The sequence below is a fragment of the Methylobacterium sp. A49B genome, assembly GCF_053346215.1.
On sequence record NZ_JBKFBO010000151.1, the window covers coordinates 1 to 26,691 of the forward strand.

The window sequence follows — 26,691 nt, forward strand, 5'->3', positions numbered from 1 at the left end:
CTGCGGGGGCCTTCCGCCGCAGACCGCCCTGATGACCGGCCGGGCCGTGTTCACCGAGGCCTACGCAGTCATCCCGAAGGGCGTGATGAGCGACATCGTCACCAGCGTCCTGCCGTTCTGGACCGGCACGCGGACCTGGATGCTGTCCCGGCCGCTCTCGGGCTTCTCGGAGACCTTCGCGCAGGCCCTGATGGAGATCGCCCCCGGCGGCGGCAGCGAGCAGCCCGAGCCGGATCCCGAGGCCGAGGGCGTGCTCTTCGTGGTCGGCGGCCAGCTGCGGCTCGTCCTCGACGGGCGCGCGCACGCCCTGCGGCCCGGCAGCTACGCCTACCTCGCCCCCGGGGCGGCCTGGAGCCTGCGCAACGACGGCGGCGAGCCCGCCCGCGTCCACTGGATCCGCAAGGCCTACGAGCGCGTGCCCGGCCTCGACGCGCCCCCGTCGTTCCTCGCCCACGAAGCCGACGTCACGCCCGCGGCGATGCCCGGTACGGACGGGGCCTGGGCCACCACCCGCTTCGTCGCCGCCGACGACGTGCGCCACGACATGCACGTCAACATCGTGACGCTGCGTCCGGGCGCCTCGATCCCGTTCGAGGAGACCCACGTCATGGAGCACGGGCTGTTCGTGCTGGAGGGCAAGGCGGTCTACCGGCTCAACCGCGACTGGGTCGAGGTCGAGGCCGGCGACTACATGTGGCTGCGCGCCTTCTGCCCCCAGGCCTGCTACGCCGGCGGACCGGGACCCTTCCGCTACCTCCTCTACAAGGACGTCAACCGCCACGCGGCCCTCCGGCCCCGGACGGCCTTCTGAGCGGCCGGTCCGCGTCGGGCGAGATCCGCCACGTGGGGTTGCGCGCCTCGTGGCCCTGTTGCGGAGCGGCGAGGCCGCCGAGGCGCGCCCTGCCGGAACGCCGCCGCCCCCGTCGCCGCGCGACGCGCGCTGGCACGATCGGCTGACGGCCTGAGAAACCCTGTCCCGGGTCGCGGTCCGGCGGGTCGGCCGGATCAGGCGCCGAGCCGGAAGGCCGGCTCCAGCAGGCCGCGCGCGCCGACATCGACGAGGATCGTCCGGCCGTGCTCCGGGTCGGCGGCCCGGCCGGCCTCGTCCATGCCCTCGTAGGCGGACGTGACCAGCAGCCGGTCGAGGGCGCAACCCGCGAAGGTCGGGCAGGTCGGCTGCCGCATCGGCACCGGGACGGTGCGCACCCGCTCGCCCGCGGGGCTGTAGGCATCGAGGCAGCCGGCGCCGAAGCGCGCCGTCCAGATCAGGCCCTCGGCATCGACGGCGGCGCCGTCGATGCCGCCGTCGCCGCCGCGATGATCGAAGTGGGTTTCGGGCGGCCCCTTCGGCAGCCCGGTCCTGGGATCCAGCGCCACGCGGCGCAGCACGCCGACCTCGGTATCGACGAAGTAGCCGGTCGCGCCGTCCGGCGAGAAGCTGATGCCGTTCGGGACCGTCAGGCCGCCGAAGAGGCGGCGCACCCGCGTTCCGGCCACGTGGTAGATCGCGCCGCGCCCCCTGGCGGCGTCGCGGTCCATCGTGCCGATCCAGAGCGCCCCGCTGGGATGGACGCGGCCGTCATTGGAGCGGTTGCCGAGCATGTCCTCCTCGAGGGGACACAGCATCCGGATGTCCCCGTCGCGGATCGCCCGGACATAGAGCCCGTCCTCGGCCGAGAGCAGTTGATGCGCGCCGTCGATCGCCGCGATGTCGCTGACCTGGATGGGCAGGACGTGGACCAGCGCCTTCTGGGCAGTGCCGACCGGCATCTCGAACAGGCGCGCCTCAAGGATGTCGACCCACCACGCCGTGTTCGTGCGCGGATCGTAGCTCGGTCCCTCGCCGAGGCGGCAACGGACCTGGCTGAGGATGCGGACGTGCTGCAGACAATCCAAGAGATCAATCCCGTGCGTTCCGATCGGTGATCGTGGTGGATCTGCCGCGATGCCTCAGCACGCCCTGCAGATGCTGCCGAGGACGGCATCGAGGTCCTTCTGCCGCTGCGTGCGCTTGTCCGGATCGTGCCGGGGCGCGGCCGCCGCGCCTGGCGGCACCGTCTGCCCCACGGCAGACCGGTAGGGCGCGTTGATTGTCGTCTCGGGCCCGCCCCCCGTGCCCGTATAAGGCCCGGCGTGAGCCGCACCCATATACGCGAGCAGAGCCAGAATGACGGGCGGTGAACGGCGGCTCAGGCGGGGCATTTCGAGATCCTCCTCCGATCCATTCGCATCCTGTGTGAGCCCTGCAGATCCATGACCTTGAGCGTCATCGTCCGGCGGGGCGGCATCGCGGCCGCGCTCAATCAGGACCGGTCTTCGTCGATCCTCCGCAAGTCCAATACAGATCATTCGGCTGATCTGTGCTCTCATCGAACGGTGTGAGCCATTATTGTCCTTCGCGACGTGCCGCCGCGCACCCACCGCCGTGGATTAAAGTTCGGCCCTCGCCCGGCCGCACGCCCCTCAACCCGGAATGAAGCCTCGACGGACCGCGCGGGCAGGGGCGGGGGGCAATCGAATGCTGGCCTGCCGGCGCCGTTCACCTTCGCGACGGCCGCCGACAACCTCGTGCGTCCGCCGGGGCTCATGGCCCCATCCGCCGCTTGGGCGGGCGCCTGCAGGCCCCGGGCTCGCGGCCGGGCCTCATGAACCGGCCCTGGAGCCGCGCCCGGCGGCCTCGCGATCGGGCGCGATTCTAGACCGCGGCCCGCGAGACGACCCGGGTCTCGCGGTACCCGCGAAACTCGTAGACCACGCCGGCCCAGATGAGGCTGCGCGAGAGCAGGGTGCTCCAAGCGGAGGCGGCGTGCAGCGCGATCCAGGCCGGCGCGAGCCAGCGCACGGCGGCATCGGCGTTGCCGCGATAGGCCGCGGCCGCCTCGCCGTCGAACGCCTTGCGGACGATCATCAGGCGGACCGAGGCCCGCGCCTGACCCAGGAGGAAAGCCAGGACGAGCGCGACCAGGGCGAACCGATCCCCGGACAGCGCCAGCCCGAGGGCGCTCGCGCCCGCGACCAGGAACAGGGCGGTCATGGCGGCCCCGATCCACCAGACCGCCGGCAGGTACCAGCGGACGAACTTGTACTGGCGCCGCCCGAACGCGAACGCGGAGCGGTAGCTGTGCTCGACCGGCGAGGCGACGATCAGGCTCCGCGGCGTCAGCAGGCGCAGCCGATGCTCGCGCAGGATCCGGCTGAGGTGCACGTCGTCGACGATGGAACCCCGCCAGCGGTCACGCAGGCCGATCCGCTCGATCGTGGTCCAGCGCAGCGCGCAGGTTCCGCCCCAGACCACGTCGAAGACCCGGACCGCCCCCACCAGGGAGTTGGTGGCGGCCGCGGCGAGGGCGCTCGGCACGTCGCCGCGCACCGGCAGCAGCCAGCGATGGCCGGTGACCACGTCGATGTCGCCGCGGGTGAGGGGCTCGACGAGGCGCAGCAGCCAGTCCGGCGCGGGCCGCGTATCGGCGTCGATGAACGCAACGATCTCGTCGCTGCCGTCGAGCCGGTCGAGGACGTGGAGCAGGTTATGGATCTTCTGGCCCTCGTCCACCGCGAGGCCGGCGACCGCGATCGACAGGGGCGCGCCGGGTCCCGCCGACGCCTGCCGCAGGACCGGGAGCGCCGCGTCGGTCTCCGCCTCGACCACGGCGACGATGCGGTAGTGCCCGTACTGCTGGGCCCGCAGGCGTGCGACGAAGTCCGCGAGGTGCCGATTGGAGCCCTTGACCGGCGCGATGACGACGACCCGCGGCTCGCGCGCGAGGTCCACCCGGTTCCCGATGCCGCGCTGGAACTGCCAGGCCATGTACACCGCTCCGGCCAGCAGCGTGAGCCAGAGTGCGATCAGGCCATGCATGAAGAACGCCATGACGTTGTTGCCCCTCGGCAAGACGGGGCGGCGCGGCGCCCCTCCCATCGCCGGGTCCGCTTAACGAGAAAATCGGATCCCGTCTTCGCCGACTGCGTCCGATAGGGAGAGTTCCGGCGGCTTAATCAATCTTCCGGCGCCAATGTGCCCGAATTGCACCGACGCCGCGCCGAAAGAAACTATCGGGAAGGCCCGCCGGGCCGTGCGGCCGCACGGCCCGGCCGCAGGTCCGCTCGTCCGTGGCGGCTCGCACGGGGGAGGTCGATCCTCCGGTCGCCGCAGGCTGTCGCGGACGATCGGTCCGGACCCGTCCGCGACCTTGACGCTGCAAGTGCCGCAATCTATTTTTGATTGCGCTTGTCCAATATCCGCACACACATGAAGAATCATTCGCGGATGCGGCAAGGATAGATCGACCGCGGAGATACATATCCTTGCCCTACGGCGACACGAAGCGCGTCCTGGTCACCGGCGGGGCAGGATTCATCGGCTCACATCTCTGCGAGCGACTGCTCGCCCAGGGCCACGACGTCCTGTGCGTCGACAATTTCTTCACGGGGCGGCGGCGGAACATCGCCCACCTGCTCGGCGATCCCCGCTTCGAGGTCCTGCGCCACGACGTGACGTTCCCCCTCTATGTCGAGGTGGACGAGATCTACAACCTCGCCTGTCCGGCCTCGCCGATCCACTATCAGCACGATCCCGTCCAGACGACGAAGACGAGCGTCATCGGGGCGATCAACATGCTCGGTCTCGCGAAGCGGCTGCGCGCGAAGATCTTCCAGGCCTCGACCTCCGAGGTGTACGGCGACCCCGAGGTGCACCCGCAGCCGGAAGCGTACTGGGGACGCGTCAACCCGATCGGCTTCCGCTCGTGCTACGATGAGGGAAAGCGCTGCGCCGAGACGCTGTTCTTCGATTACCACCGGCAGCACAGGCTGGAGATCAAGGTCGCGCGCATCTTCAACACCTACGGCCCGCGGATGCACCCGAACGACGGGCGCGTCGTGTCGAACCTCGTCGTCCAGGCGCTGCGGGGCGCGGACATCACGCTCTACGGCGACGGGGAGCAGACCCGGTCCTTCTGCTACGTCGACGACCTCGTGGACGGGATCGTCCGACTGATGGGAAGCGGGCCCGAGCTGACGGGGCCGGTCAACATCGGGAATCCGAGCGAGTTCACGATCCGGCAATTGGCCGATCTGGTGATCGACCTGACCGGCTCGCGCTCCCGCATCGTTCAGCGGCCGCTCCCCCCCGACGACCCGCGCCAGCGCCGCCCGGACATCACGAAGGCCAGAGCCCTGCTGGGCTGGGAACCCACCGTGTCCGTCCGGGATGGGCTGGAACGGACGATCGCCTATTTCCGGGACCTGGGCTGACGGCCGGCGACAGGGGATGGACCGCCGCCCGTGGCGGTGCGGCGGAACGGGGACACAGTATGGATACGGATGCGGGCCACGGCCGCTACAGGTACAGCGCCCTGCCGGACCGCCCGGTCTTCGACTGGCCGGGGGGAAAGCGGCTCGCCGTCTATATCGGGCTGAACCTGGAGACCTTCGCGTTCGGCGCGGGCCTGGGCGCGGAGCTGGCGCCGGCGGGCCCGCAGCCGGACGTGCTCAACTACGCGTGGCGGGACTGGGGCAACCGGGTCGGCGCTTGGCGGATCGCCGCGATGCTGGACGCACTGGCCATGCCGGCGAGCGTGCTCGTCAACAGCAACCTCTACCGGGACTGCCCCGGGCTGATCGAGGCATTCCGCGCCCGCGGCGACGAGATCGTCGCCCACGGGCGGACCAACGCGGAGCGGCAGGGCACCCTCGACGAGGCCGCGGAGCGGGCGCTGATCGCTGAGACGACGGCGGCGATCGCCGCGCGGGAGGGACGGCAGCCGGCCGGCTGGCTCGGGCCATGGATCTCGCAGTCGCGGGTGACGCCCGACCTCCTGGCCGAGGCCGGCTATCGCTATCTGCTCGACTGGGACCACGACGACCAGCCGACCTGGTTCGCGACCCGCGGCGGCGGTCGCATTCTGTCTGTGCCCTATCCGCAGGAACTCAACGACATCCCCGCCGTCGTGGCCCGCAAGGAGACGGGCCGCCAGTTCGCCGACGCCATCGCGGACGCCTTCGACGAGATGCTGGAGCAGGCGCAGGCCGCGCCCCTCGTCATGGGAATCGCGCTCCATCCCTACATTGTCGGGCGCCCGCACCGGCTGCGACCCCTGCGCCAGGCGCTGGAGCGCATCGCGAAGCGCCGGGCCGATATCTGGCTCACGACCGCGGGCGCCGTCGCCGACCACATCGTGGCCCAGACGGCCGAGCCGCGCTGACGCAGCGCTTCCAGTGGAACAACCCGGCGCTCCTCACCGCACCGTCATCGCGGGGACGGGGACGGGAACCTGGCCGCGCGGCGCCGTCAGCACCCCGAGCAGATGGGTCGCGCGGCGTCCTGCCCCCCCTTCAAGAGGGCGCTCATGGCCGCATCGCGATCGTAGGTCGCCGGAGACCCGGTCGAGGTCAGGGACCGGTCGGCCGCCCCCCCCCTGGCGTTCGACGCGGCAGACATCGTCACGGTGTCGGCGCCGGTCATTCGGGTGGACCGCGACGCCAGGATCGACCGTTCCGTCAGATTCTCCGGGTGCAGGGCCTTCCACGCCATGCGGGTGCGCGTCGACGCATCGAGAACCGCCGAGGGGTTCGAGCCGCCCCGGCCCGTGTCGGCCTCCTGCAGCTTCGGCATGCCGGGAATGACGACCGGAGCCAGAACGGGAGGGGCCGAGACGGGGGATGCGGTGACGGGAGCGGCCAGACCGACGTCACCTTCGGCCGGCCGTGCCGCCGATCCGGCGCTCTGAACTGCGACGGGCTGAGGGCCGGCCGGTGCCGCCGACGGCAGGGCGCTGTAGGCGGTCGGCCCCATCGGCAGATGTGAACATGCGCCCGACGTCAGCAACACCGCCGCGAGAGTTCCGATCCGTTTTAGAGTCATAGCCGCTCTCGTGCCGCGCTCGGCCATTCTAGCCAAGCTTGAGCTTAGCCATATCAGTCTTCGGCACGCGAAGTCCAATCACTGCCGCCGCCCGCGAGCGGGCATGATTGTGTCTGATCCGTTTCAACAGAGACTGTTGGTACCCCATCGGCGAGAGGCAGGTTCCGATCTATCGTCTTGTCGGCGCACGATCGAAATTAATCCAACATGATTTGATCTTAACATTTGAATAAGCGTGCCACACGGAAATAAAGAGACAAATATCGCCTCTGATACGGTGATCGGATCAACGATTCCGAGCTTGCGCGCGTCGGGTCGCGCCGCAACGGACGTGAAGCGAGCGGCTCGGCAGACTCTAAACCCGACCCGCACCCGTGCCCGGAGACCTCAATCAAGCGCCTGCGCGACATCGACGGTGTTGCCTGATCAAGCAGATCGGGTCCCGGCGGCATCGGCGTGCTGTATTTCTTCAAGCCCCACGCCCCTCCCGTCTTGGAAGCCTGAGGGGCCGAGCCGCTGTACCGGCGGGGTGCGCGCGGCGGCGATGAGTCCGGAATGGCCGCGGCTGTGTCTTTCCAGAGACAGGCGCGCCGACGTGCTCGGACAGCCCGGCTGGACGTCGGGCTCGGCCTCGCGGGGGGACCTGCGGGCGGTACGCGCGCCGTCCGGACAGGCTCCGGTAGCCCCGAAGATATAGCCGGCGCAAAAGCCCGACATGTCGTACCGCTGATCGACGATGGGGTCGTATCCGACCCACAGGCGTAGCCTCCGATCTCATCAATGTGCGAGTTGGGCCAATACGCAATGCAGCTTGAGAGGCATGGGGCCTGCGGCCATTCAGCGATCGCCGACAGCGCGGCGGCACTTGCTTTGGGTTCAGGGCGCGGGCCTTCGGAATGGAGATTTGAAATTTAAGTTACGCCTATCCAAGATCATACACCCTGGACCCTACGCATATCATTTCCCTCACAGCACAGTTCCAACACGCGCAGTGGTCGCTCGAGGTCTGCGACGCAGCCATGCATGGAGAGGTCGATGACGCGGCCGGCTCCGCACAAGCGCGGAGGCATGGATCCATTACGCAGCTCGGAGCCGGATCTCATCGACAGGTTCGATCCGCGATCGGGTGAACAGGTCGAGGCCGACTTTCGGCCCTGCGGCCTTCAGGAGGGTTGCCTCATCGCAGGTTCGAGCGACCTGAAGGCCGAGCTCCTCCAGCCGCGCATGCGCCGCACAGTAGGTGGCGATCCGAGCCCGGCCATAGACCGGCATATTGGAGAGGAGGCGATCACGCTCTCCGGGGTCCGCTTTGAAGAGGGAGGCGATCAACTCGATCGGAATGGGGTAGTTCGCCAGGGCTCCCGGATGCGGTCGGTTTCCATCGAGCGCCATGGCTGCCTCGCTGCTTCGAAGATGCAGCGAGGCTCAGCGATCATGGTTAACGATCGGTTGGGATCCGCGATGGCGAAGTTCGGTAGCAATGGGACGGGCAGGACGTCGAGCCCGTGGCGCATCCGTGGATCTCCGGCCCGGCGACCGCAACACCCAAGGATGACCGGGATCATCGTGGGCCGAGGCGCGTTCGGACTCGATCAGGCCCGGGAGCGACGATGGAAGCCAGCGATTTGGAGTGCCGCCCGCCCTTCCGGGTGATGACCTTCCGCGACGACCAGGAGGTGATCTCCGAGGATGTCGAGACCGAGCTTGCCGCTCGGACCCGCTTCGCTTCGGCGATCGACCTGTGCAAGGCGCGCGACGATGCGCATAGCCACCGGGTCGAGCTGCGAGCCGACGGTGATGTCGTAGCGACGTGGCCGGCGAGCGGGCGGTAGCAGAGAAGCGCGCGATGGACGATCTGGTGTCGAAGGCCGACAGGATCGGCGCCATTCTGACCAAGCGAGGCCAGACCATCGCTGTGGCGGAATCATCTGCCGGCGGCCTGGTATCGGCGGCTCTGCTGTCAGTTCCTGGCGCCAGCGCGTACTTCCTCGGCGGCGCCGTGATCTACACGGCGACCGCCCGATCGGCCTTACTCGGCATCGGGGAGGCGGAGATGGCCGGCCTGCGTTCGGCCTCGGAGACGTACGCAATGCTCCTGGCCCGAACGGTCCGTGAGCGCCACGGCGCGACCTGGGGCATCGCGGAGACCGGCGCAGCCGGTCCGAGCGGCAATCGCTACGGCGATGCCGCTGGCCATACCTGCATCGCCGTGAGCGGCCCCGGCGAATGGGTCGCAACGATCGAAACCGGCATGGCCGACCGCCTCACCAACATGCGGACTTTCGCGGTCGGCCTGCTCGATCTGCTCGGCGAAGCGCTGGGTACGAGGTCTTCGATGGCCTGACGTCCGGTGCCCAGCAGGAGCGGCGGGAGAGCCACCGACACTGATCCACCCCTCGGTTCAAGGCTCGCAGGACACCGTGGTGGTCTTCGGAAGGCGGCGCCGAGCGGCGGGTGTGCGCCCGTCGACGGCCTCGGTCGGCGACGCCCCCGACAACGCCATGGCCGAGAGCTTCTTCTCGACCCTCGCATGCGAGTTGCTCGCCCGCCGTCGCTTCCGCTCGCAGGCCGAGGCTCGGATGGCCCGCTCCAGCTGCGTCGAGGGCTTCTACAATCCACTGCGTCGCCACTCGGCGCCCGGATACCGCTCATCCACTGCCCATGAGCAGGAAACTGCCCCGGAGGCGTCCAAACCAAGCCTGCTCAGCGAAGTCCCCTCACGGTCCACAAAGGCGGGACAATCCCAGTCCGAGCGCGCACGCTTCCCGCGGAGCGCCGAATCGCCGAGCACCGCGCCTCGGCGAGGCCGACGCATGAACGTGTGGGCCATCCGCGCCCGGGTCAGGCAGGCTGCAGGCTCGCGGCCGCGCGCTCGCGCCGGCGCGAGCGGCGTCCCGGTTCGCAGGTCGCGTCAAGCCAGACGACCAGGGCGAGGGCGATCAGCGCGGGGGCCCCGAGTGCCAGGAACGAGCCGGTCCAGCCCACCATCGACTGGGCCAGGCCGCCGTACCAGGCCGAGAGCGCGCCGCCGATGCCCTGTACCGCGTTGACGGTGCCGAGCGCCGTCTGGGTGCGGCCCGAGCCCCAGGTGAGATCCGCCACCACCACAGGCACGGCGACCCCGACGATGCCCGAGGCCACGCCGTCGAAGATCTCGGCCGCGATAAGCCACACCGGGTCATCGATGAAGGCGGACAGGACCGCCCGCACCGGCAACGCAGCCAGGGCGACCAGCAGGAGCTTGCGGCGCCCGCGCCTGTCGGCGAGGGAGCCTGCGAAGAGGGCCACCGGGATCATGACCAACTGCGCGACCATGACGTAGCGGGCTGTCCAAGCCGTGGCGTCGGTGCCAGCCGCCACGAGCTTCTGCCCGAGCAAGGTCAACATGCCGCCGTTGCCGAGGTTGAACAGCGCGAGTGCTACGGCCAGCACCATCAGCTTGCGATTCGAGAGCACGCTGCGGGAGCTCGCCCGTTCCGGCTTGTCGTCCGGATCGTCCTCCTTCCAGCCGACCGCGCGGCGTCCGTTGTAGCAGTGGCCTGGGGTTGTGACGCTGGCCGCGATGGCCAGCAAGGCCATGGCACCGAGCACCCAGAAGGCGACGGCGGGCCCGAATGGGACGGAGCCGAAGCTGATGAGGCCCGCCGCGACGAGGATTCCGAGGTGATTGCAGGCTTGGTTGCGACCCTGCTGCTTCGGGAATCGGTCCTTGCCGACGATGCCGAGGGTCAATTCGGTGACAGCAGGGAGAAGGAGCACGCCACCGGCGGCCGCCAGCATCTGGGCGGTGAACACGGCCGGGAAGGATTTGGCCGGCATGACCAGCAGCGTGCCGGCCAGGATCGCGGCGCAGGCTGCGGCAATGAGGAGACGAGGCCGTCCAATCCGGTCGACCAGGGCGCCGGCGGGCCCGCTGAGGCACAGCGCGCCGACGCCCACCAGCGTCGTGACGAACCCGACCCGCGCCGGCGACCATCCCCCTGTCTCGGCGAGCCAGGTTCCCAGGAAGGGACCGAGTCCGCCCTGGATGTCACCGGTGAAGACGTTGATCAGGGCAAGGTGGGTGGTGGCGAGCATGCTCTCAGGCCCATGTGCCACGATCCCGCAGAGGACGCGCATCGTAGCCCGCGCTTGATGCGCGACGACAGGTCACCAGAGACGCCCGGACAACCTAAACCGTTCTGTGTCGGGCGCGCTGCCCGCGATGTCAGGTAGATTGCTGGCGAGACCGGGACCGAAAAAGGTTAACGGCACCGCCAGATCCGGAGCCATACTTCATGGAACCGTTTTCCAGACGATGACGTTCTTGGAGCAATCGCTGAACCGGAGACTCAACTTGAAGAAGATCGCTTTGACCCTTGCTGCCGGTGCCGCTCTTGTGGGCGCCGCCTCGACGGCCCAGGCCCACGAGTGGGGCGGCGGCTATGGCTATGGACCGGGCTACGGCCATTCCCGCGTCATCGTGCGGGAGAACCATCGCGACGGCTACCGCGGAGTTGGCTTCCGGCATCGCGACTGGGATCGCCCGGGCGTGCGCGTGATCGAGCGTCGCGACGGCGGCTACCATCGCCATCACGATTGGGACGACTGAGCGGCCGATTCCGTTCGGAGAATCTCCCGGGGCGCCCTATGGGGCGCCCCGTCTTCGTTTTTGGCCGTCAGCCTCCGAGGACCGTGCGGCTGCAGCCGGCTGCGACCTCGCAGCACGCGGCGTCGAAAGTCTTGTGACATACGAGATTCGTCATGGCCGCCTGATGGTGGGCCAGCCAAGACCCAAGCCTTCACCCATGTTTTCACCCATGCCTTCACAGGATCGCCGCTGATTGGGTGTCGGCCCAGGCAGACAGGCCGCAGGCACGGTGCGAAGGGCGGGGAAGCGGCTGATTGCCCAGCTTGACGACCGTGGCGACCCGCCAGAACAGCGAAAAAGATCGAAGGGCACGGCAACTTGGAACGTCGTCCGCGTGCTGCCTTGGCCCGCGTGATCAATGAACACCGCGCACCGATGCCGGAGGCGACCCTCGGCTGAAAACGCCCGCGCCGACCGTATCGCAGTTTTGCTGTACGGCGCTGGATCGGTTTGGCCGCCGGGGACGTTAGAGGGCCCATGCACCGGTCCGACTAAGGCCGCCTGCATTGGCTGGGGACCACCCTGAGATGCCTCACAATCAGTTCCGGGTGACGCTGGAAACCCGCGATGGCCGACGCGTCCTCACCGCGGCAGCGGAGCGCGAGGCCGCCCTGATGGCCGAATCCGTCTTGCGCCGCTACGAAGGTGAGCCTTTCACAGTCGGCTTCTGCGTCGATTGCGAGGATCGCGAAGCGAGCCGCCGCATCGCCTTCTACCTGACGGATTTGGTTCTCGAACTCGATCTTGCCTGAAGCAAGCTTCGAGAAGCAGGGCGAAGATCACCGCGGGATATTCGCTGCGCTCTCGGCCCTTCGACATCCTCTCGTTCGCGCGGGCAACCGAAGCGCCGGAGGGCGACATTCCGCCCCCGACAACCGGGCTTGGACGGACCGCGCGCTGGACGGGGCGTTCGTGTGGGCAGCACTCCGCTGACCGGGCTTGATGACCCCGCCGCCGGCCGCTCCGACCCAGCGCGGGATGGCGTCCGCGATCTCGTCGGCGGCCGGGCCTATGAAGATGACGTTGCGCGTCCTAGGCGAGTTCCGCGACGAGCAGGGCTCGGGCGCGGCTCACCCGGCTCTTCACTGTGCCGGTCTGGCAACCCATCACCTCGGCGGCGGCCTCATACGTGAGGCCTTGTGCACCCACGAGCAGCAGGGCCTCGCGCTGAAGCTCAGGCAGCTTGCCGATATGGGACCAGACCGTGTGCAGGTCGGAACCGTGCTCTTGGGCGGCCGGAGCGGTAAGCTGCGCCGCAGCTGCGCCGTCCACATCCTCGATCTCGCGCTTCCGCTTGCGGCATTCGGAATAGAACTGGTTGCGCAGGATGGTGCAGAGCCACGCCTTCAGGTTCGAGCCTGGGGTGAACAGTTCCTGGCGAGCCCAGGCCCGCAGGACGGTCTCCTGCACCAAGTCGTCGGCGCGCGAGGCGTCGGCGATGAGCGACAGAGCGAACGCGCGAAGTCCAGGAAGCGCCTCGGTCAGCTCTGCGCGAAAAGCCAAGGCTCTCTCGCGGCTTTGCCCCTCCAGAACGGCGTCAAGCTGCGCGACGAGATCGAGCAGGCGCTGCGGCGTTTGCGGCCTCGCCAGCGCTTCGTAGGCGACGCGCAGGTGAGCGCCGAGGTGATCCCGCACCCCGGCAGGAAGTGAAGCCGCATCCAGCGGGGCGGGTGGTCTCGGCCGATCAGGCACCGTCCCTTCGCTCATCACCCTGTCCGTCAAAACATGTCCTCTCGAAGCATCAGCTGTGCTGGCGAACCAAGGTTCACCGCGTGCCCGGCGTGCCGGCGACGCGCGACCGGTCATCCGGCGAAGGCTTGCCGAAAATGCGCGTCTTCAAGCGTCCACCCTTCGGCATCGGCCCCGCCACCTGACTGTACAGTGAACATCTAACCCCGCAACCGGAGGATCGTTCTCTGAACCTTGTGCGTTTGTGGGGGCTCCGTTCGGTGAGCGTCGGGGTCGGTGGGGCGAGCGCAAGCCGTGAGGTTCGCCGCGTCCGGGGAGGCCCGGGCCTCGGCGCTGCCTTCGGCGCGCCCGTGTGGCCTCAGGCCGTGCAAAACTTAGGGGGAGGGGCCTGAAACGGCGCCGGATCGGAGCGAGGCCACGGAGCAGGTTCAAGAGGCTCCTGCCGTTGTTCGAAGAGGAGCCGCCAGGCAGCGACAATGCCGCAGAACGTAGTCTACTGGATAGAAGACAGATCGGACGGCTGTTTCGACGTTATCGTAACGCTCGAGTCCGGCAGGATCTTCAAGCGTTCGGGATGTATCTCACGCGCCGAGGCCGATACCTGGATTGATGGTTTACGGATCCTTATGGCCGCGATCGGTGCGCCCGTATCGTCGGCCGACAAAGCGTCGCGGGACGCGTCGCGGTTCGGACCGCAGACGGCACACGATGCCGACCAGACCACGCCTTGAACAGGCGCCCCGCCTCTGTCCGCTTTCAGACCCTTCCCATCGACGCGCCCAAGTCTCAGAGGATGAATCAAGTCTCTGAGGATGGATGACGGGCCTTAGGCTTCGTTGTCCGTGCCAGGGTTCGTGGGATCGCCGAACAGGATCTCGTAAGTCATCGGATCGTAGAAGCGCATCACGTTCCGGACGAATTCCCGGGGCTCGATTTTCAGCGCATCCGCCCAGGCCCGGTAGCGATCCGGAGGGATTCGGCCGCGCCCCGTCTCAAGTTGCGAAATGAATGTATAGTATTCCGCACCCACGAGGGCGGCGAGCTGTCGTTGTGACAGACCCTGCGCCTCCCGCAATTCCTTCAGATACCGCCCACCTTCGCGACGCAGCTCCAGCACCTCCTCCGAATCCAGGCGTTGGTAATGCGCATACACGAGGTTTTGCCTTCCTGCGCGCGATCGCGGCTGCACGCGGTGCTATACAGTAAAAACCATATAGCTGTGACGGCTACGCGCTGTCCAGACACAAGCCGGCGGACTGGGTCGCCCCCGCGACAAGATGCTTGGCAGCCCACTGAATGGCCCTATCATGTCGACCTCAGGGGCCAGCATGAAGGAGGGTGCCAATGGCCAGACTGCCGTATGGTCTTTCGCATCGGCCGCTCGGACATGTCGACGACCAGACCCTGCGTTCGCGGGCGCGGACGTCGGCTCCCGATGGCCTTCGACACGATGATGGCCCGAGGTGGGTTTACCAAGGCCTTTGATGCGCTGGCCGATTGCAGGAAGAAAGCGATATGGGCGATCATTCGCTGCAGTCGACATTGACCACGGGCCTGCGTGCACTCCGGCCCGTCCTGACAACGGCTGTGATCTTTGGATTGTTCATCAATCTTCTGCTCTTTGTCAGTCCTCTGTATATGCTTCAAATTTACGATCGCGTCATCCCGAGCCGAAGTGAGACGACGCTCGTCGGGATTACGCTGATCGCGGCTGTCGGTCTTGCCGTTTATGCGACCTTGGACATGTTGCGGTCGCGCCTTCTGGTGCGTGGGGGCGTGATCTTCGACCAGGAGATCGCCGATCCGATCTTCGATGCCGCCCATCGCGGCATGCTGATCCGGCCCGGGGCCCGGCACGACACGGCGCTGCGGGATGTGGACATCCTGCGCGAGTTCCTGACGGGCGGCGGGATGCTGGCGTTCTGCGACCTGCCCTGGATTCCGATCTTCCTGCTCGCCTGTTTCGTGCTGCATCCTTGGTTCGGCTGGATGGCTCTGGTGGGGGGCGGCACGATTCTCGGGCTGACCCTGCTCAACGAGATCGCGACGCGATGGACCCTCGAAGCCGCCAGCCGGGCTTCGCGGGAGGCGGGACAGCAGGCCGCCGCGGTCTTCCGGAACGGGGAAGTGTTGCAGGCCATGGGCATGCTGGCCTCCCTGCGCGGTCTCTGGCGCCGGCGCCACGATGAGGTCCTGGCCCTTCAGGCCCGTGCGAGCGATCGCGCCGGCCTGATCGTCGCCGTGACGAAGTTCGTCCGCATGCTCCTGCAGACCCTGGTTCTGGGGGCGGGCGCGTACCTCGCCATCCACCGGGAGATTTCCGCCGGGTCGATGATCGCCGCGTCGATCATCATCGGCCGCACCCTCGCGCCGATCGAGGCTGTCGTGGGCAATTGGAAGGGCTTCACGGCCGCCCGCGCCAGCTACCGGCGGCTGACGGATCTCATCGATGTCGCCAAGCCGGAGACCCGCCGCCTGATGCTGCCGCGCCCGCAGGGCGCGATCCAGGCCGAGAACATCTCCGTCGCGGCCCCCGGCTCGACGCAGCCGATCCTCAACGCGGTGAGCTTCCGGCTCGAGCCCGGCAGCCTCGTGGGCATCATCGGACCGAGCGCGGCCGGCAAATCGACTCTTGTGCGCGCCCTGACCGGGGTCTGGCCCCTGCTCGACGGCACCGTGCGCATCGACGGCTCCGACCTGCGTCACTGGGACAAGCAGGCGCTCGGCCAGCACGTCGGATACCTGCCTCAGGACGTGGAGCTGTTCGACGGCACGGTGGCGCAGAACATCGCGCGGTTCGCCGACGTGGACGACGCGCGCGTCATTGAGGTTGCCCGGAGGGCGGGCTGTCACGAGCTGATCCAGTCCCTCCCGGACGGGTACAACACGGTGATCGGGCGGGATGGACAGGGATTGTCCGGCGGCCAGCGTCAGCGCATCGCGCTGGCCCGCGCCCTCTACGGCGAGCCGAGCTTGGTGGTTCTGGACGAGCCGAATGCGAGTCTCGACCAGCTCGGCGAGGCTGCGCTGATGCGGGCCTTGGCGGAGCTGAAGCAGTCGGGCACGACGGTGGTGATTGTGACCCACAAGGTGAGCCTGCTGGCGGAGGCCGACCGCGTCCTGCTCATGAGCGGGGGCACCTTGCAGATCGACGGCACGGCGGAGCAGGTTCTGTCACAGGTCACCGGCCCGCGCCCGGTCCCCACCCTGGTGCCGTCCGTCAGCCCCCAGGCCTCCCAGAGCCGCCGGGATGCCGAGGCACAGCGGAGCGCGGGATAGGCGATGACCCACTCGCGAGCCGCGATGCCGAGCCTGTCGCCCCTGCGGCGAACGCCTGACGTGGAGCGGGCGGGCGGCGGTCCGACCAACTGGCGCGTGTACGCCGTCGCCGGCTACGCGGTCATCGTCGCGACGTTCGGTGTCGTCGGGAGCTGGGCCGCCACCGCACGCCTCGACCGGGCGGTCATCAGTCCCGGCGTGATCGTCGCGGAAGGCAGCCGCAAGGTGGTGCAGCATCTCGAAGGCGGCATCGTGCAGGAGGTGCTGGTGCGGGACGGGCAGACCGTCCACGCGGGCGACGTCCTGCTGCGTATCGATCCCGTGCAGTCGCGCGCCAGCAACGACCTGCTGCGCGGTCAGCTCGACGCGGCCCTGATCCTTGAGGCGCGGTTGCGCGCCGAGCAGGATCAGGCTTCGGACTTGGTCCTGCCGCCGGAGATCGCGTCGCGACGAGACGACCGAGCAGTCGCCCGCATGATCGACGACCAAGCCAGTCAGCTGTCGGAGCGGCGCACGTCCTTTCAGGCCCAGCTTGAGCTCATTCAGGCGCGCGTCACGCAGCTGAAGACGGAAATTTCCGGTCTCGCCGTCGAGAAGGCCTCGGTCGAGCAACAGGTCGCCCTGATCCAGCAGGAGCTGGAAGGCCTGCGTGGTCTGCGCGAGAAGAACCTCATCCCCCTCTCCCGCGTCCTGATGATGGAACGCGAGCACGCACGCCTTGAGGGGGTGATCGGGCGGTCCGTGGCAGAGACCGCCAAGGCGCAGAACGGCATCAACGAGGCGGGCCTGCAGGCGGCGCAACTCAAGCAGAAGCTTCAGGAAGCGCTCACGGCACAGCTTCTGGACACGCGCCAGAAGATCGCCGAACTGCGTGAGAAGCTCATCGTCGCCCAGGATGTTCTCCGGCGGCACGAGGTCCGGGCCTCGCATCAGGGTGTCATCCAGGGATTGAAGGTCTACACGATCGGGCAGGTGATCCGTTCCGGCGAGCCGCTGATGGAGATTGTCCCGACCAACGACCGGCTCGTGATCAGCGTCCAGTTCGCGCCGAACGATCTGGAGGCTGTCCATGCCGGCATGCGGGCCGAGGTCAAGTTCCCGGCCTTCCAGACGCGCCGCACGCCGGCCATCTTCGGAAGGCTGACCATGGTCTCGCGCGACCGCCTGCTCGATGAGGGGACGAAGCAACCTTATTTCGCCGGCACGGTCGAGATCGACGATCACCATTTGCCGGAGGACGTACGGCCCCGTCTCCTGGCGGGCCTGCCCGCCGAGGTCGTCGTATCGGCCGGCGAGCGCACCGCGCTCGACTACCTGGTTGCACCCTTCTTCGAGGCCCTCGGACACGGTTTCCATGAACGATAAAGCCCGTTCGTCAGTCCACGTGCGGAAGTGAGGTCCCGATGGGTGCGGTCATCTCCTTCTTCCGGCCCGCATCGACCAGCCAGGGTGGCTGGTCGCAGCAGGAGCTCGCGGAGTTCTACCGCGTCGAGGCCGCGCTGATCCGGGCCGGCCTGCAGATCGGCAGCGAACAGGGTCTGAGCGACGAGGCGGAGCCCTGGTTCGTCTTCTGCCGGCCGGACGGCGACGCGATCATGCATTTCGCCAGGATCGACGGCAGCTACGTCATCGCCTCGGAGGTTCTGGACAGCCCGATGCGGGGCAGCGATTTCCGCGCCCTCATCAATCAAGTCGCCCAACGCTACCCGGGCCTCCTCCCGATTCCGCAGGGCGCCGACGGAACGAAGCTCTCGGTCCATCCGGCCGCCCTGCTCGCCGCCCTCGTCGCGGCTGCGGCGTTGAGCCTGTCACCCCAGGATGCGTTCGCGGCTGACCAGGAGCGTTCGGGCAACGAGCCGGGTCCGGCCGACCAAGCCGGCCAGATGCTCCCCACGGGAGCGCCCGGCGCCGGAGATGCCGGCGATGCCGATGAGCGCGACAGCCATCGCAAGCAGTTCGGGGTCATCGTGTTCTCGGCAATGGTCTTCGCCGCCGATGCCTTCGCCGCCGACCATGTCGAGCCGGGGACTGCGCCGGGCCTGACCGACGGCTCACAGGGCGGCAACGGTGTCGCCGCGTGGGAACAGGGCGGCTCCCCGGTGCCGGCAGGCGAGGCGGCACGCTCCGCGGATGCGGGTGTTCCGCTCACCGCCGGCACACGCGACCACGCGCCGAACGGTACATCCGGTTTCACGACTGCGGAGGCGAATGCGGCCGCGACCGCGCATCCCCAGCCCGGCGATGCTGATCTCAGAGCCCTCGGCCTCGGAAACCCGACGCTCGGACACGGTCCTTCACAGTCGAGCCTGGAGCCCGCGCATCAGGCCTCGGCTCAAGCTGCGGAGGCGGGCACAACCCGCGCCGCGGGTTCCTCGCCTTCGCCTGAGACCCGAGCGGACGCCGGCGCGGACGCATCGGGCAGCGCCGAAGGCACGGGACAGGCGGATCCCTCGCCCGCCACAACGGGTGAGGCTGCGTCCCAGACCCCGAGCGCAACGCTGGCTAACGGGCATTCGGCTTCCGAGATGCCGTCAGCGCAGATCGATGGGGTCACCACACTGCCGCAGCTCGCTCTGAGCCGATTGGCATCGCCGCAGCGGGAGGATGGCTCCAGAGGACAGGATCACACCGCGAAAGACGGCCTGATTTTGGACGAAGGCGCTTCGCATGCCGCGAGCACCGTTGCTGATGCGGATCATTCCGGCACGAGCGAACTCGATCAGAACCGGCCCGGCGCTGTCGGTCACGGTGCAGCCAACGGCGCGAACGCCGGCCATCAGTCAGGCGCATCGCCGGCCGAGGCGAGCGGCGCGGCTCTGAACGCCGCCCCGGCCGGCGGATCGCCCGGCAAGAGCGCCGAAGCGCCGGGGCAGCTCAAGGAGGCCGGATCGGACGCCCACGCCGCTGTCGGCCACGGTGCAGCCGACGGTGCGAACGCCGGCCATCAGTCAGGCGCATCGCCGGCCGAGGCGAGCGGCGCGGATCTGAACGCCGCCCCGGCCGGCGGATCGCCCGGCAAGAGCGCCGAAGCGCCGGGGCAGCTCAAGGAGGCCGGATCGGACGCCCACGCCGCTGTCGGTCACGGTGCAGCCGACGGCGCGAACGGAGCCTTGCCAAGCCCGCCACAGGCCGGGACGAACGGCGCGGATCCGGGCCACGCTCAACCCGGCACCGAGGCTCAAGGCGCACCTCACGCCAAGGGCGCTGCAGCGGCAGATCTCGGGCCGCAAGTCAGTTCAGGTCGGCCGACTGATCCTCCAGGCCCAGGTACACCTGCCACCGTGAGCGGCAATCATCCGTCCTCGATGACTCAGACGCCCCAGGCCGACGGACACAATCCGGCAAACCCGCCGGCAGCGCACGTCGACGTGACCGGAAACATCGTGTTCTCATCCAATGGGCAGCACGGGCCTGCTGCGGCACCGAGCCATACACCGGCCGATGCTGGAGCGCATGGCGACGTTGGGCTGATCGGACTTTCGGATCACGGCACGAACGCGCACCACCTCGATCTACACTCCTGAAAGTGCGGTCGACTCCCGCGACGACTACCAAAGCGTCCGGGCTGACCGAAATTTCAGGACCGCTTTTCCGCGTTCAGCCTCCCGAGCGCTGTGCCGGATCACGGTGGCATCGCATACGGCTTCCGTTTGGACGCACCGGTTGGCACCGGTTGGCTTGTCCGTGCCGTCATCACGCGCGAAGGCGGCGGAGCCACGGGTATCAACCAGAAAGTGTATCAGAGCGTGGAGGGGCGCCCGAGAGACCTCCTTCCACTTCGGCGAGCGTCAAGGCTCCCTATCGGGGGCTCTGCCAAGCGTGCACGCGCGAACAGGCTTACCCTGAGGCGGCTCACGAAGGCGATCGACGTCAGGAACCTCGCGTTCCGCCTTGCGCGTCTGACAGGAGGAGCTTTTCCGCATCATCGCGAAGACCCATGCCTTCAAGTCGCTTCCAAGGTGATAGTGATCTTGGCCCTGCCAAGCCCGGAGGAGGGTCTCTTGGACGAGATCTTCAGCCTGCGTTGCCGTCGCCGTGATCGAATTTGCAAATCCTCTCAATTCAGGCAGCCATCGAAGAAGGTCGTCACGAAACAGGTCCGGGTCAGGTGTCTGTGACGACCCCGCGGACCCCCGAGAAACCTGCGCGGGCTGACCGCGCGGGCGGCTTTCCGGCATGCAGGTCTGCGCCCGCGGCGGAAGTGGCCAGTCGCTTTCCTTCGTGTCAGGCGACGATCCCAACTCATCGGCGCGTTGCCCTGATCGGGTGTCCGGATGGAACGGCATGCGGTGCTCGACCCTGATCCCACCCCGCGAAATCATACAGCGAATATATAATAAGGGTTCGCTGTATGGCCATCCAGGCATACGCCCGCGGCGCGCTGCGGCCATCGCTGGAGCGTATCAGGGGTGTCCGCGCAGCCGAGGGAGGATCATGCTTCCCGTGCGAGCGAGTCGGGACTGGTGGCGCAGGCGCGTTTTCATGTTCCAAAAGCGCTGCACGTGCGAATTTCTGGACACGTCGTGTTCGGGCGTGAACCCTTCCGCGCGGGCAGACGGTTCGCTGTTGCCGCCCCGAACGCGGGCGACACGCCTTCGAGTCTTGAAAACCCTGGCGCGCCCTACGGGAATCGAACCCGTGTTTTCGCCGTGAAAGGGCGACGTCCTGGACCGCTAGACGAAGGGCGCACTGGCTGGGCCGGGGTTCTATAGTCGGAGCGCGGGCAGCCGGCAACCGCTCATGCGCGGCGGAACTCACGTTTGACCCTGGGCCGGGTTGAGGCAATGGAGGGACATGCCACAGCTTCCTCCCCGCATGACCCTCGTCCTCGGCGGCGCGCGGTCCGGCAAGAGCGCCTACGCCGAGGGGCTGATCGAATCCTGCCCCGGCCCGTGGCTCTATCTCGCCACCGCGCAGGCTTTCGACGACGAGATGGTGGCCCGCATCGCCCAGCACCGCGCCCGGCGATCCGGACTTTGGCGCACGCGGGACGTGCCGCTGGCCTTGCCGGAGGCGGTCGCCGCGTCCGAGGGGCCCGTCCTGATCGATTGCCTGACACTCTGGCTCACCAACCTGATCCTGGCGGAGGCTGATCCGGCGGAGGCTGCGGAGCGGCTGAGCGCCGCCTGCGACCGGGCGCCGGGTCCGCTGGTCCTGGTCGGCAACGAGGTCGGACTCGGGATCGTGCCGGACAATGCCCTCGCTCGCCGCTTCCGCGACGAGGCCGGCCGCCTGCACCAGCGGCTCGCCGCCCGGGCCGACCGGGTCGTTCTCACCGTGGCGGGCCTGCCGCTGGTCGTGAAGCCGCAGTCCCTCACCCCAGGAGCCCCCGCATGAGCGACGATGCCGCGCGCCACCGCGCCAAGATGGAGAAGCGCAAGGCCGTGCAGGACGCCGAGGTGGCGGGCAAGACCATCGAGAAGGGTCTGCTCCTCGTCCATACCGGCCCCGGCAAGGGAAAGAGCACGGCGGCTCTGGGGCTGATGCTGCGGGCGCTCGGCCGCGGCTGGCGGGTCGGCATGGTGCAGTTCATCAAGGGCGGCTGGGACACGGGCGAGCGCCACGCCGTGGCGGCCTTCGGCGACCGGGTCGTGTGGCATACCCTCGGGGAGGGATTCACCTGGGAGACGCAGGACAAGGCCCGGGACATCGCCGCCTGCCGCCACGCCTGGGACGTCGCCGAGGGCTTGATGGCTGATTCCACGATCCGCCTGCTCGTCCTCGACGAGCTGAACATCGCGCTGCGCTACGACTACATCGACCTCGACGCGGTCCTGGCCGCGCTCCGCGCGCGGCGGCCGGACCTGAACGTGGTCGTCACCGGCCGCAACGCCAAGCCGGCCCTGATCGAGGCCGCCGACCTCGTCACCGAGATGGGCAGCGTCAAGCATCACTTCGCCGCCGGCGTGAAGGCGCAGGAAGGAATCGAGTTCTGAGCGCGCCGCGGGCGAAGGCCCTGATGATCCAGGGCACCGGCTCCGATGTCGGCAAGTCGCTGCTCGTGGCGGGGCTGGCGCGCGCCTTCACGGAGCGGGGCTTGCGGGTGCGGCCGTTCAAGCCGCAGAACATGTCGAACAACGCCGCCGTCACCGCGGACGGCGGCGAGATCGGCCGGGCGCAGGCACTCCAGGCCCGGGCCGCCCGGGTGGCGCCCTCGGTCCACATGAACCCCGTGCTGCTGAAGCCACAGAGCGAGGTCGGCTCCCAGGTGGTGGTGCAGGGCCGGATGGTCGCCACCGTGAAGGCGCGCGACTACCAGGCCTGGAAGCCCCGGCTCCTGTCCGCCGTCCTCGACAGCTTCGACCGCCTCGCCGCGGAGGCCGATCTGGTGCTCGTGGAGGGCGCGGGCTCGGCCTCCGAGGTGAACCTGCGCGCGGGCGACATCGCCAATATGGGCTTCGCCCGGGCCACCGACACGCCGGTGGTGCTGGTGGGCGACATCGACCGGGGCGGGGTGATCGCCAGCCTCGTCGGCACCAGGGCGGTGATCGCGCCGGAGGATTCCGCGCTGGTCGCCGGCTTCATCGTCAACCGGTTCCGCGGCGATCCGAGCCTGTTCGCCGACGGTCTGCGGCTGATCGCCGAGCACACCGGCTGGGCGGCGCTCGGCCTCGTGCCGCACTTCCCCGACGCCGCGCGCCTGCCGGCCGAGGACGTGCTGGGACTGGCGGGCTCCGGGCCGCGCGAGAACGGGGCCGTCACGGTGGCGGTGCCGGTGCTGCCGCGCATCGCCAATTTCGACGACCTCGACCCGCTGCGGGCGGAGCCCGGAATCTCCGTCGTTCTGGTTCGGCCCGGCACACCGATCCCCGCCGCGGCCGCCCTGGTGCTCCTGCCGGGCTCCAAGACCACGATCGACGACCTGGAGGCGTTCCGCGAACAGGGCTGGGACATCGACCTGCGCGCCCATGTCCGCCGGGGCGGGCGCGTGCTCGGGCTCTGCGGCGGCTACCAGATGCTCGGACAAAGCCTCGCCGACCCGCACGGGATCGAGGGGGCGCCCCGGACGGTGCCGGGCCTCGGTCTCCTCGCCGTCGACACCGTGATGACGCCGGACAAGCGCCTCGCCGCCGTCACCGGCACGAGCCTGCCGGACGGCGTGCCGTTCGCCGGCTACGAGATGCATATCGGCGCGACGGACGGCCCCGACGCGGCCCGACCGCTGCTGCGGCTCGCCGACGGGCGCCTGGACGGCGCGGTCTCGGCGGACGGGCGCGTGGCCGGGACCTACGTCCACGGCCTGTTCGCGCAGGATGCCCAGCGGGCGGCGTGGCTCGCGCGCCTCGGGGCGGCGTCGGACGGCGCGGGCTACGAGGCCGGGGTCGAGGCGGCGCTGGACGGACTCGCGCGACACATCGCGGCTCATGTCGACTGCGACCGTCTCCTGGCGCTTGCCCGATAGGCCGGCGCCGCGCCAGGAATTCCTCCCTGTCCTGCCGGTCCCGCCACGAAGGGCCGCACGCGCTCGGAGGAACGCTCCATGCCGCCCACGCAATCGCCCGTCGAGGGGGATCTCGCCGAGAGCACCGTCCGCACGGTGACGCTGCGGCTGATGCCGCTCCTCGGCCTGCTCTACCTGATCGCCTATATCGACCGGCAGAACGTCTCCTACGCCAAGCTGGAGATGGTCGGCAGCCTGGGCCTCAGCGAGACCGCCTACGGGCTCGGGGCGTCGCTGTTCTTCCTCGGCTACTTCCTGTTCGAGGTGCCGGCCAACGTCTTCCTCGAGCGGGTCGGAGCGCGGCTCTGGTTCGCCCGGATCATGATCACCTGGGGGATCGTCACGGTGCTCCTCGGCTTCACGCAGGGCACGGCGATGTTCTACGTGCTGCGCTTCCTGCTCGGCGCCGCCGAGGCCGGCTTCTTCCCCGGCGTGCTGTTCGCGCTGACCCTCTGGTTCCCGCAGGCACACCGGGCGCGGATGATCGGCTGGTTCATGATCGCCAGCGCGATCGCCAACGCGGTCGGCGCCGCTGTGGGCGGGGCTCTGCTCGGACTCGACGGGCTCCTCGGCCTTCAGGGCTGGCAGTGGGTGTTCCTGGCCACCGGCGCGCCGGCGATCCTCATGGCCGCGGTGGTGCTGGTGGTCCTCCCCGACGGGCCCGAGAGCGCCCCTTGGCTGTCGCAGGCCCAGCGCGACTGGCTCGCCCGCACGCTCCGGGCCGAGCGGGAGGAGGGCGGCCATGTCGATCACAGCAACCCGTTCGCCGCGCTCCTCGACCGGCGGGTGCTGATGCTCGCCGGCGTCTACATTTCCCTGCCGCTCGCCGCCTACGGGCTCGGCTACTGGCTCCCCACCGTGGTGAAGGGATTCGGCGTCTCGAACCTCACCAACGGCTTCCTCAACATCATCCCCTGGATGGCGACGGCCTTCGCCCTGTGGTGGGTCCCGCGCCACGCGGCCCGCACCGGCGCGCAGGGCACCGCGCTCACGTGGCACGTGGTCGGGCCAGCGCTGGTCGGCGCGGCCGGCCTGGCGCTCTCCGTGATCCTGCCGGGCAACGCGGTGAAGTTCGCCTGCCTGTGCGTGGCGGCGGCCGGGACCTTCTCGGCGCAACCGGTCTTCTGGTCGGTGCCGGGGACCTTCCTGCGCGGCGCCACGGCGGCCGCCGGGATCGCGGCGATCAACTCGGTGGGCAATCTCGGCGGCTTCGTCGCCCAGAACGCCGTGCCCTTCATCCGCGACCAGACCAAGAGCGACCTCGTGCCGATGCTGTTCCTGTCGGCCTGCCTCGCTGTGGGCGCCGGCCTGATGTTCGTGGTGCTGTCCGTCCTGCGTCGGGACGCCGCGAAGCGGGCTGCCCCGGCGGTGGTGCGACCGGCCTGAACGGGGGCCGGCTTCGTGCGTTATCCTTCCTCAAGCCGGACGGACCGGCACGATGATGCAAACCCGCAGGCCCGCGGGCCATCGTCGAGGAGGGTACCGCGATGAGCCAGGGATTCCCGCTGATGATCCTCGCCTTCGGCACACTCGGCGGCATCTGGTTCCTGGCCGCCGCGGCCCGGAAGCAGGTCGCCGACGCGAAGGGGAGCCCGGAGCGCTCCAGCGTCATCCACCACCACGGCGGTGAGCCCCGGCCGAACATGCAGGGCACCGAGCACTGAGCGCCCGCTTGACCCGGATCTTGGGTTTCCAAACGGCTTCAGCCCTTTGGTGGGTTGTCAGGGCAGAGCCCTAGCGGACCCCAGGGCTCTGCCCTGGACCCGCGAAAGGTCTCGGCCTTTCGAGACCCTGATTCGACCGCCCTCAGTCGGCGGCGATCCGCCGGCAATGGTCGAGGGCGGCGCCGATCAGGTTGTCGCTGGCCTCGGGCGTGCGGAACGCGGAATGCGCCGAGAGGGTGACGTTCGGCAGGCCGGCCAGCGGGTGATCCGCCGGCAGGGGCTCGACCGTGAACACGTCGAGCCCGGCTTGCGCCACGTGCCCACGGCGCAGGGCCGCCACCAGGGCGTCCTCGTCGATCACCGCGCCCCGGGCGGTGTTGACCAGGAGGACGCCGGGCTTCATCGCGGCGATGCGCGCGGCGGAGAGGAAGCCGCGGGTCTCGTCGGTGAGGAGCAGGTGGAGCGAGACCACGTCGCTCTCGGCGAGCAGCTGGTCCAGGGGCACGAAGGTGACGCCCGGATGCGCCTTCGGCGTGCGATTCCAGGCGAGCACCCGCATGCCGATGCCTCCGCAGAGCCGCGCCAACTCGGCCGCGATCCCGCCGAAGCCCACGAGGCCGACGGTCTTGCCGGTGAGCTGGATCGCCTCCCGGCGCAGCCATGTCCCGGCGCGCATGGCCCGGTCCATCTCGGGCAGGCCCCGGGCGGCCGCCCACATCAGCGCGAAGGCGCATTCGGCGACCGCCGTGTCGCCGTAGCCCTTGATCGTGTGGACCGTGACGCCGCGTTCGGCCGCGAGCGCCTCCGGGTCCATGTAGCTGCGCGCGCCGGTGCCGAGGAACACCACGTGCTTCAGCCCTTCGCAGGCGCGGGCCACGGCGAGGGGGAGGGCGGTGTGGTCGATCACCGCGATCTCGGCCCCGGCCAGGATTCCCGGCAGGTCCTCCGGGGCGATGGCCGGATCCGGGTGGATGGCGAAGGGCGGATCGTCCGGGCGCAGCAGGCGCCTCGCCACTGCCGCCAGGGTTTCGCTCGCATCCACGAACACCGCGCGCATCGGCTTCCTTCCTGTCCCGGTCGCCCACGATGCGTCCGGAGCGGAGGCCTGCCAAGCCCTGGCTTTGAC

General features: G+C 69.0%; 24 protein-coding genes, 1 tRNA gene and 1 pseudogene. 16 read left to right on the plus strand and 10 right to left on the minus strand.

Translation table 11 applies throughout. The annotated features are described in order from the left end of the window. Positions 1-811, plus strand: an 811-nt coding sequence (locus tag ACLBX9_RS31895) for a bifunctional allantoicase/(S)-ureidoglycine aminohydrolase (RefSeq protein WP_447721719.1), incomplete at its 5' end; no start/stop codon positions are given. 194 nt (positions 812-1,005) lie between these two features. On the opposite strand, the gene ACLBX9_RS31900 is transcribed toward ACLBX9_RS31895, so the two are convergent. Beyond that, positions 1,006-1,896 carry an SMP-30/gluconolactonase/LRE family protein gene (locus tag ACLBX9_RS31900; RefSeq protein WP_447721720.1) on the minus strand — a complete coding sequence of 297 codons (891 nt, stop codon included), beginning with the start codon at positions 1,894-1,896 and terminating at the stop codon, positions 1,006-1,008. Between the two features lie 799 nt (positions 1,897-2,695). Then, complete coding sequence (locus ACLBX9_RS31905; protein WP_010687165.1) at positions 2,696-3,871, minus strand: glycosyltransferase; 1,176 nt, start codon at positions 3,869-3,871, stop codon at positions 2,696-2,698. 434 nt (positions 3,872-4,305) lie between these two features. On the opposite strand from ACLBX9_RS31905, the gene ACLBX9_RS31910 reads away from it, so the two are divergent. Both ACLBX9_RS31910 and ACLBX9_RS31915 read left to right on the plus strand, forming a co-directional pair. Then, on the plus strand, positions 4,306-5,253 hold the full coding sequence (locus ACLBX9_RS31910) for a UDP-glucuronic acid decarboxylase family protein (protein WP_010687166.1): 948 nt from the start codon (positions 4,306-4,308) through the stop codon (positions 5,251-5,253). 59 nt (positions 5,254-5,312) lie between these two features. Beyond that, complete coding sequence (locus ACLBX9_RS31915) at positions 5,313-6,203, plus strand: polysaccharide deacetylase family protein (RefSeq protein ID WP_447721721.1); 891 nt, start codon at positions 5,313-5,315, stop codon at positions 6,201-6,203. A gap of 86 nt (positions 6,204-6,289) precedes the next feature. On the opposite strand, the gene ACLBX9_RS31920 is transcribed toward ACLBX9_RS31915, so the two are convergent. Continuing rightward, on the minus strand, positions 6,290-6,889 hold the full coding sequence (locus tag ACLBX9_RS31920; protein ID WP_447721722.1) for a hypothetical protein: 600 nt from the start codon (positions 6,887-6,889) through the stop codon (positions 6,290-6,292). Between the two features lie 1,050 nt (positions 6,890-7,939). After that, entirely contained in the window at positions 7,940-8,254 is a 315-nt protein-coding gene (locus tag ACLBX9_RS31925; RefSeq protein WP_010687170.1) for a hypothetical protein, read from the minus strand. Positions 8,255-8,472: 218 nt separating this feature from the next. On the opposite strand from ACLBX9_RS31925, the gene ACLBX9_RS31930 reads away from it, so the two are divergent. From ACLBX9_RS31930 to ACLBX9_RS31940, 3 genes and pseudogenes are all read left to right on the plus strand, one after another. Continuing rightward, positions 8,473-8,694, plus strand: coding sequence for a hypothetical protein (locus tag ACLBX9_RS31930; protein ID WP_447721723.1), 222 nt, complete (start codon positions 8,473-8,475; stop codon positions 8,692-8,694). A gap of 14 nt (positions 8,695-8,708) precedes the next feature. Next, a complete protein-coding gene (locus ACLBX9_RS31935; protein WP_447721724.1) occupies positions 8,709-9,206 on the plus strand; it encodes a CinA family protein in 498 nt (165 codons plus the stop codon). A gap of 37 nt (positions 9,207-9,243) precedes the next feature. Continuing rightward, positions 9,244-9,508: pseudogene (locus ACLBX9_RS31940) on the plus strand (integrase core domain-containing protein); the annotation flags it as partial. A 195-nt stretch (positions 9,509-9,703) separates the two neighbouring features. Here ACLBX9_RS31940 and ACLBX9_RS31945 read toward each other — a convergent pair. Further along, on the minus strand, positions 9,704-10,939 hold the full coding sequence (locus tag ACLBX9_RS31945) for an MFS transporter (RefSeq protein ID WP_447721725.1): 1,236 nt from the start codon (positions 10,937-10,939) through the stop codon (positions 9,704-9,706). Between the two features lie 259 nt (positions 10,940-11,198). On the opposite strand from ACLBX9_RS31945, the gene ACLBX9_RS31950 reads away from it, so the two are divergent. Together ACLBX9_RS31950 and ACLBX9_RS31955 are read left to right on the plus strand one after the other, a co-directional pair. Further along, on the plus strand, positions 11,199-11,453 hold the full coding sequence (locus ACLBX9_RS31950) for a hypothetical protein (protein ID WP_447721726.1): 255 nt from the start codon (positions 11,199-11,201) through the stop codon (positions 11,451-11,453). Between the two features lie 566 nt (positions 11,454-12,019). Further along, positions 12,020-12,244 (plus strand): hypothetical protein, encoded by a 225-nt coding sequence (locus tag ACLBX9_RS31955; RefSeq protein ID WP_010687175.1) that lies wholly within the window; start codon positions 12,020-12,022, stop codon positions 12,242-12,244. 280 nt (positions 12,245-12,524) lie between these two features. On the opposite strand, the gene ACLBX9_RS31960 is transcribed toward ACLBX9_RS31955, so the two are convergent. Together ACLBX9_RS31960 and ACLBX9_RS31965 are read right to left on the minus strand one after the other, a co-directional pair. Next, positions 12,525-13,199, minus strand: coding sequence for a sigma-70 family RNA polymerase sigma factor (locus ACLBX9_RS31960; protein WP_447721727.1), 675 nt, complete (start codon positions 13,197-13,199; stop codon positions 12,525-12,527). Positions 13,200-14,007: 808 nt separating this feature from the next. Then, complete coding sequence (locus ACLBX9_RS31965) at positions 14,008-14,334, minus strand: helix-turn-helix domain-containing protein (protein WP_010687177.1); 327 nt, start codon at positions 14,332-14,334, stop codon at positions 14,008-14,010. A 362-nt stretch (positions 14,335-14,696) separates the two neighbouring features. Between ACLBX9_RS31965 and ACLBX9_RS31970 the strand changes: the two genes are divergently transcribed. From ACLBX9_RS31970 to ACLBX9_RS31980, 3 genes are all read left to right on the plus strand, one after another. Further along, positions 14,697-16,460 (plus strand): type I secretion system permease/ATPase, encoded by a 1,764-nt coding sequence (locus ACLBX9_RS31970; RefSeq protein WP_447721728.1) that lies wholly within the window; start codon positions 14,697-14,699, stop codon positions 16,458-16,460. A gap of 3 nt (positions 16,461-16,463) precedes the next feature. Further along, positions 16,464-17,825, plus strand: a complete 1,362-nt coding sequence (locus ACLBX9_RS31975; protein WP_447721729.1) for an HlyD family type I secretion periplasmic adaptor subunit — start codon at positions 16,464-16,466, stop codon at positions 17,823-17,825. Between the two features lie 290 nt (positions 17,826-18,115). Beyond that, positions 18,116-19,984, plus strand: coding sequence for a hypothetical protein (locus tag ACLBX9_RS31980; RefSeq protein WP_447721730.1), 1,869 nt, complete (start codon positions 18,116-18,118; stop codon positions 19,982-19,984). 264 nt (positions 19,985-20,248) lie between these two features. Here ACLBX9_RS31980 and ACLBX9_RS31985 read toward each other — a convergent pair whose 3' ends face one another. After that, on the minus strand, positions 20,249-20,851 hold the full coding sequence (locus ACLBX9_RS31985; RefSeq protein WP_447721731.1) for a sigma factor: 603 nt from the start codon (positions 20,849-20,851) through the stop codon (positions 20,249-20,251). Positions 20,852-21,072: 221 nt separating this feature from the next. Then, a tRNA-Glu gene (locus ACLBX9_RS31990) sits at positions 21,073-21,148 on the minus strand. 106 nt (positions 21,149-21,254) lie between these two features. Between ACLBX9_RS31990 and cobU the strand changes: the two genes are divergently transcribed. The 5 genes from cobU to ACLBX9_RS32015 all read left to right on the plus strand — a co-directional run bounded on the left by cobU (position 21,255) and on the right by ACLBX9_RS32015 (position 25,565). Next, positions 21,255-21,797 carry a bifunctional adenosylcobinamide kinase/adenosylcobinamide-phosphate guanylyltransferase gene (gene cobU / locus ACLBX9_RS31995; protein ID WP_191991858.1) on the plus strand — a complete coding sequence of 181 codons (543 nt, stop codon included), beginning with the start codon at positions 21,255-21,257 and terminating at the stop codon, positions 21,795-21,797. After that, positions 21,794-22,396, plus strand: coding sequence for a cob(I)yrinic acid a,c-diamide adenosyltransferase (gene cobO / locus ACLBX9_RS32000; protein WP_447721732.1), 603 nt, complete (start codon positions 21,794-21,796; stop codon positions 22,394-22,396). Before cobU ends, cobO begins: the two co-directional genes overlap by 4 nt. Positions 22,397-22,419: 23 nt before the next feature. Beyond that, complete coding sequence (locus ACLBX9_RS32005; RefSeq protein ID WP_447721733.1) at positions 22,420-23,862, plus strand: cobyric acid synthase; 1,443 nt, start codon at positions 22,420-22,422, stop codon at positions 23,860-23,862. Positions 23,863-23,940: 78 nt separating this feature from the next. Continuing rightward, positions 23,941-25,287, plus strand: a complete 1,347-nt coding sequence (locus tag ACLBX9_RS32010) for an MFS transporter (RefSeq protein WP_010687018.1) — start codon at positions 23,941-23,943, stop codon at positions 25,285-25,287. Between the two features lie 101 nt (positions 25,288-25,388). Further along, complete coding sequence (locus ACLBX9_RS32015; protein ID WP_010687019.1) at positions 25,389-25,565, plus strand: hypothetical protein; 177 nt, start codon at positions 25,389-25,391, stop codon at positions 25,563-25,565. Between the two features lie 142 nt (positions 25,566-25,707). On the opposite strand, the gene ACLBX9_RS32020 is transcribed toward ACLBX9_RS32015, so the two are convergent. Then, positions 25,708-26,622: an NAD(P)-dependent oxidoreductase gene (locus ACLBX9_RS32020; RefSeq protein WP_447721734.1), complete on the minus strand. Its 915-nt coding sequence runs from the start codon at positions 26,620-26,622 to the stop codon at positions 25,708-25,710. Between the last annotated feature and the right edge of the window lie 69 nt (positions 26,623-26,691).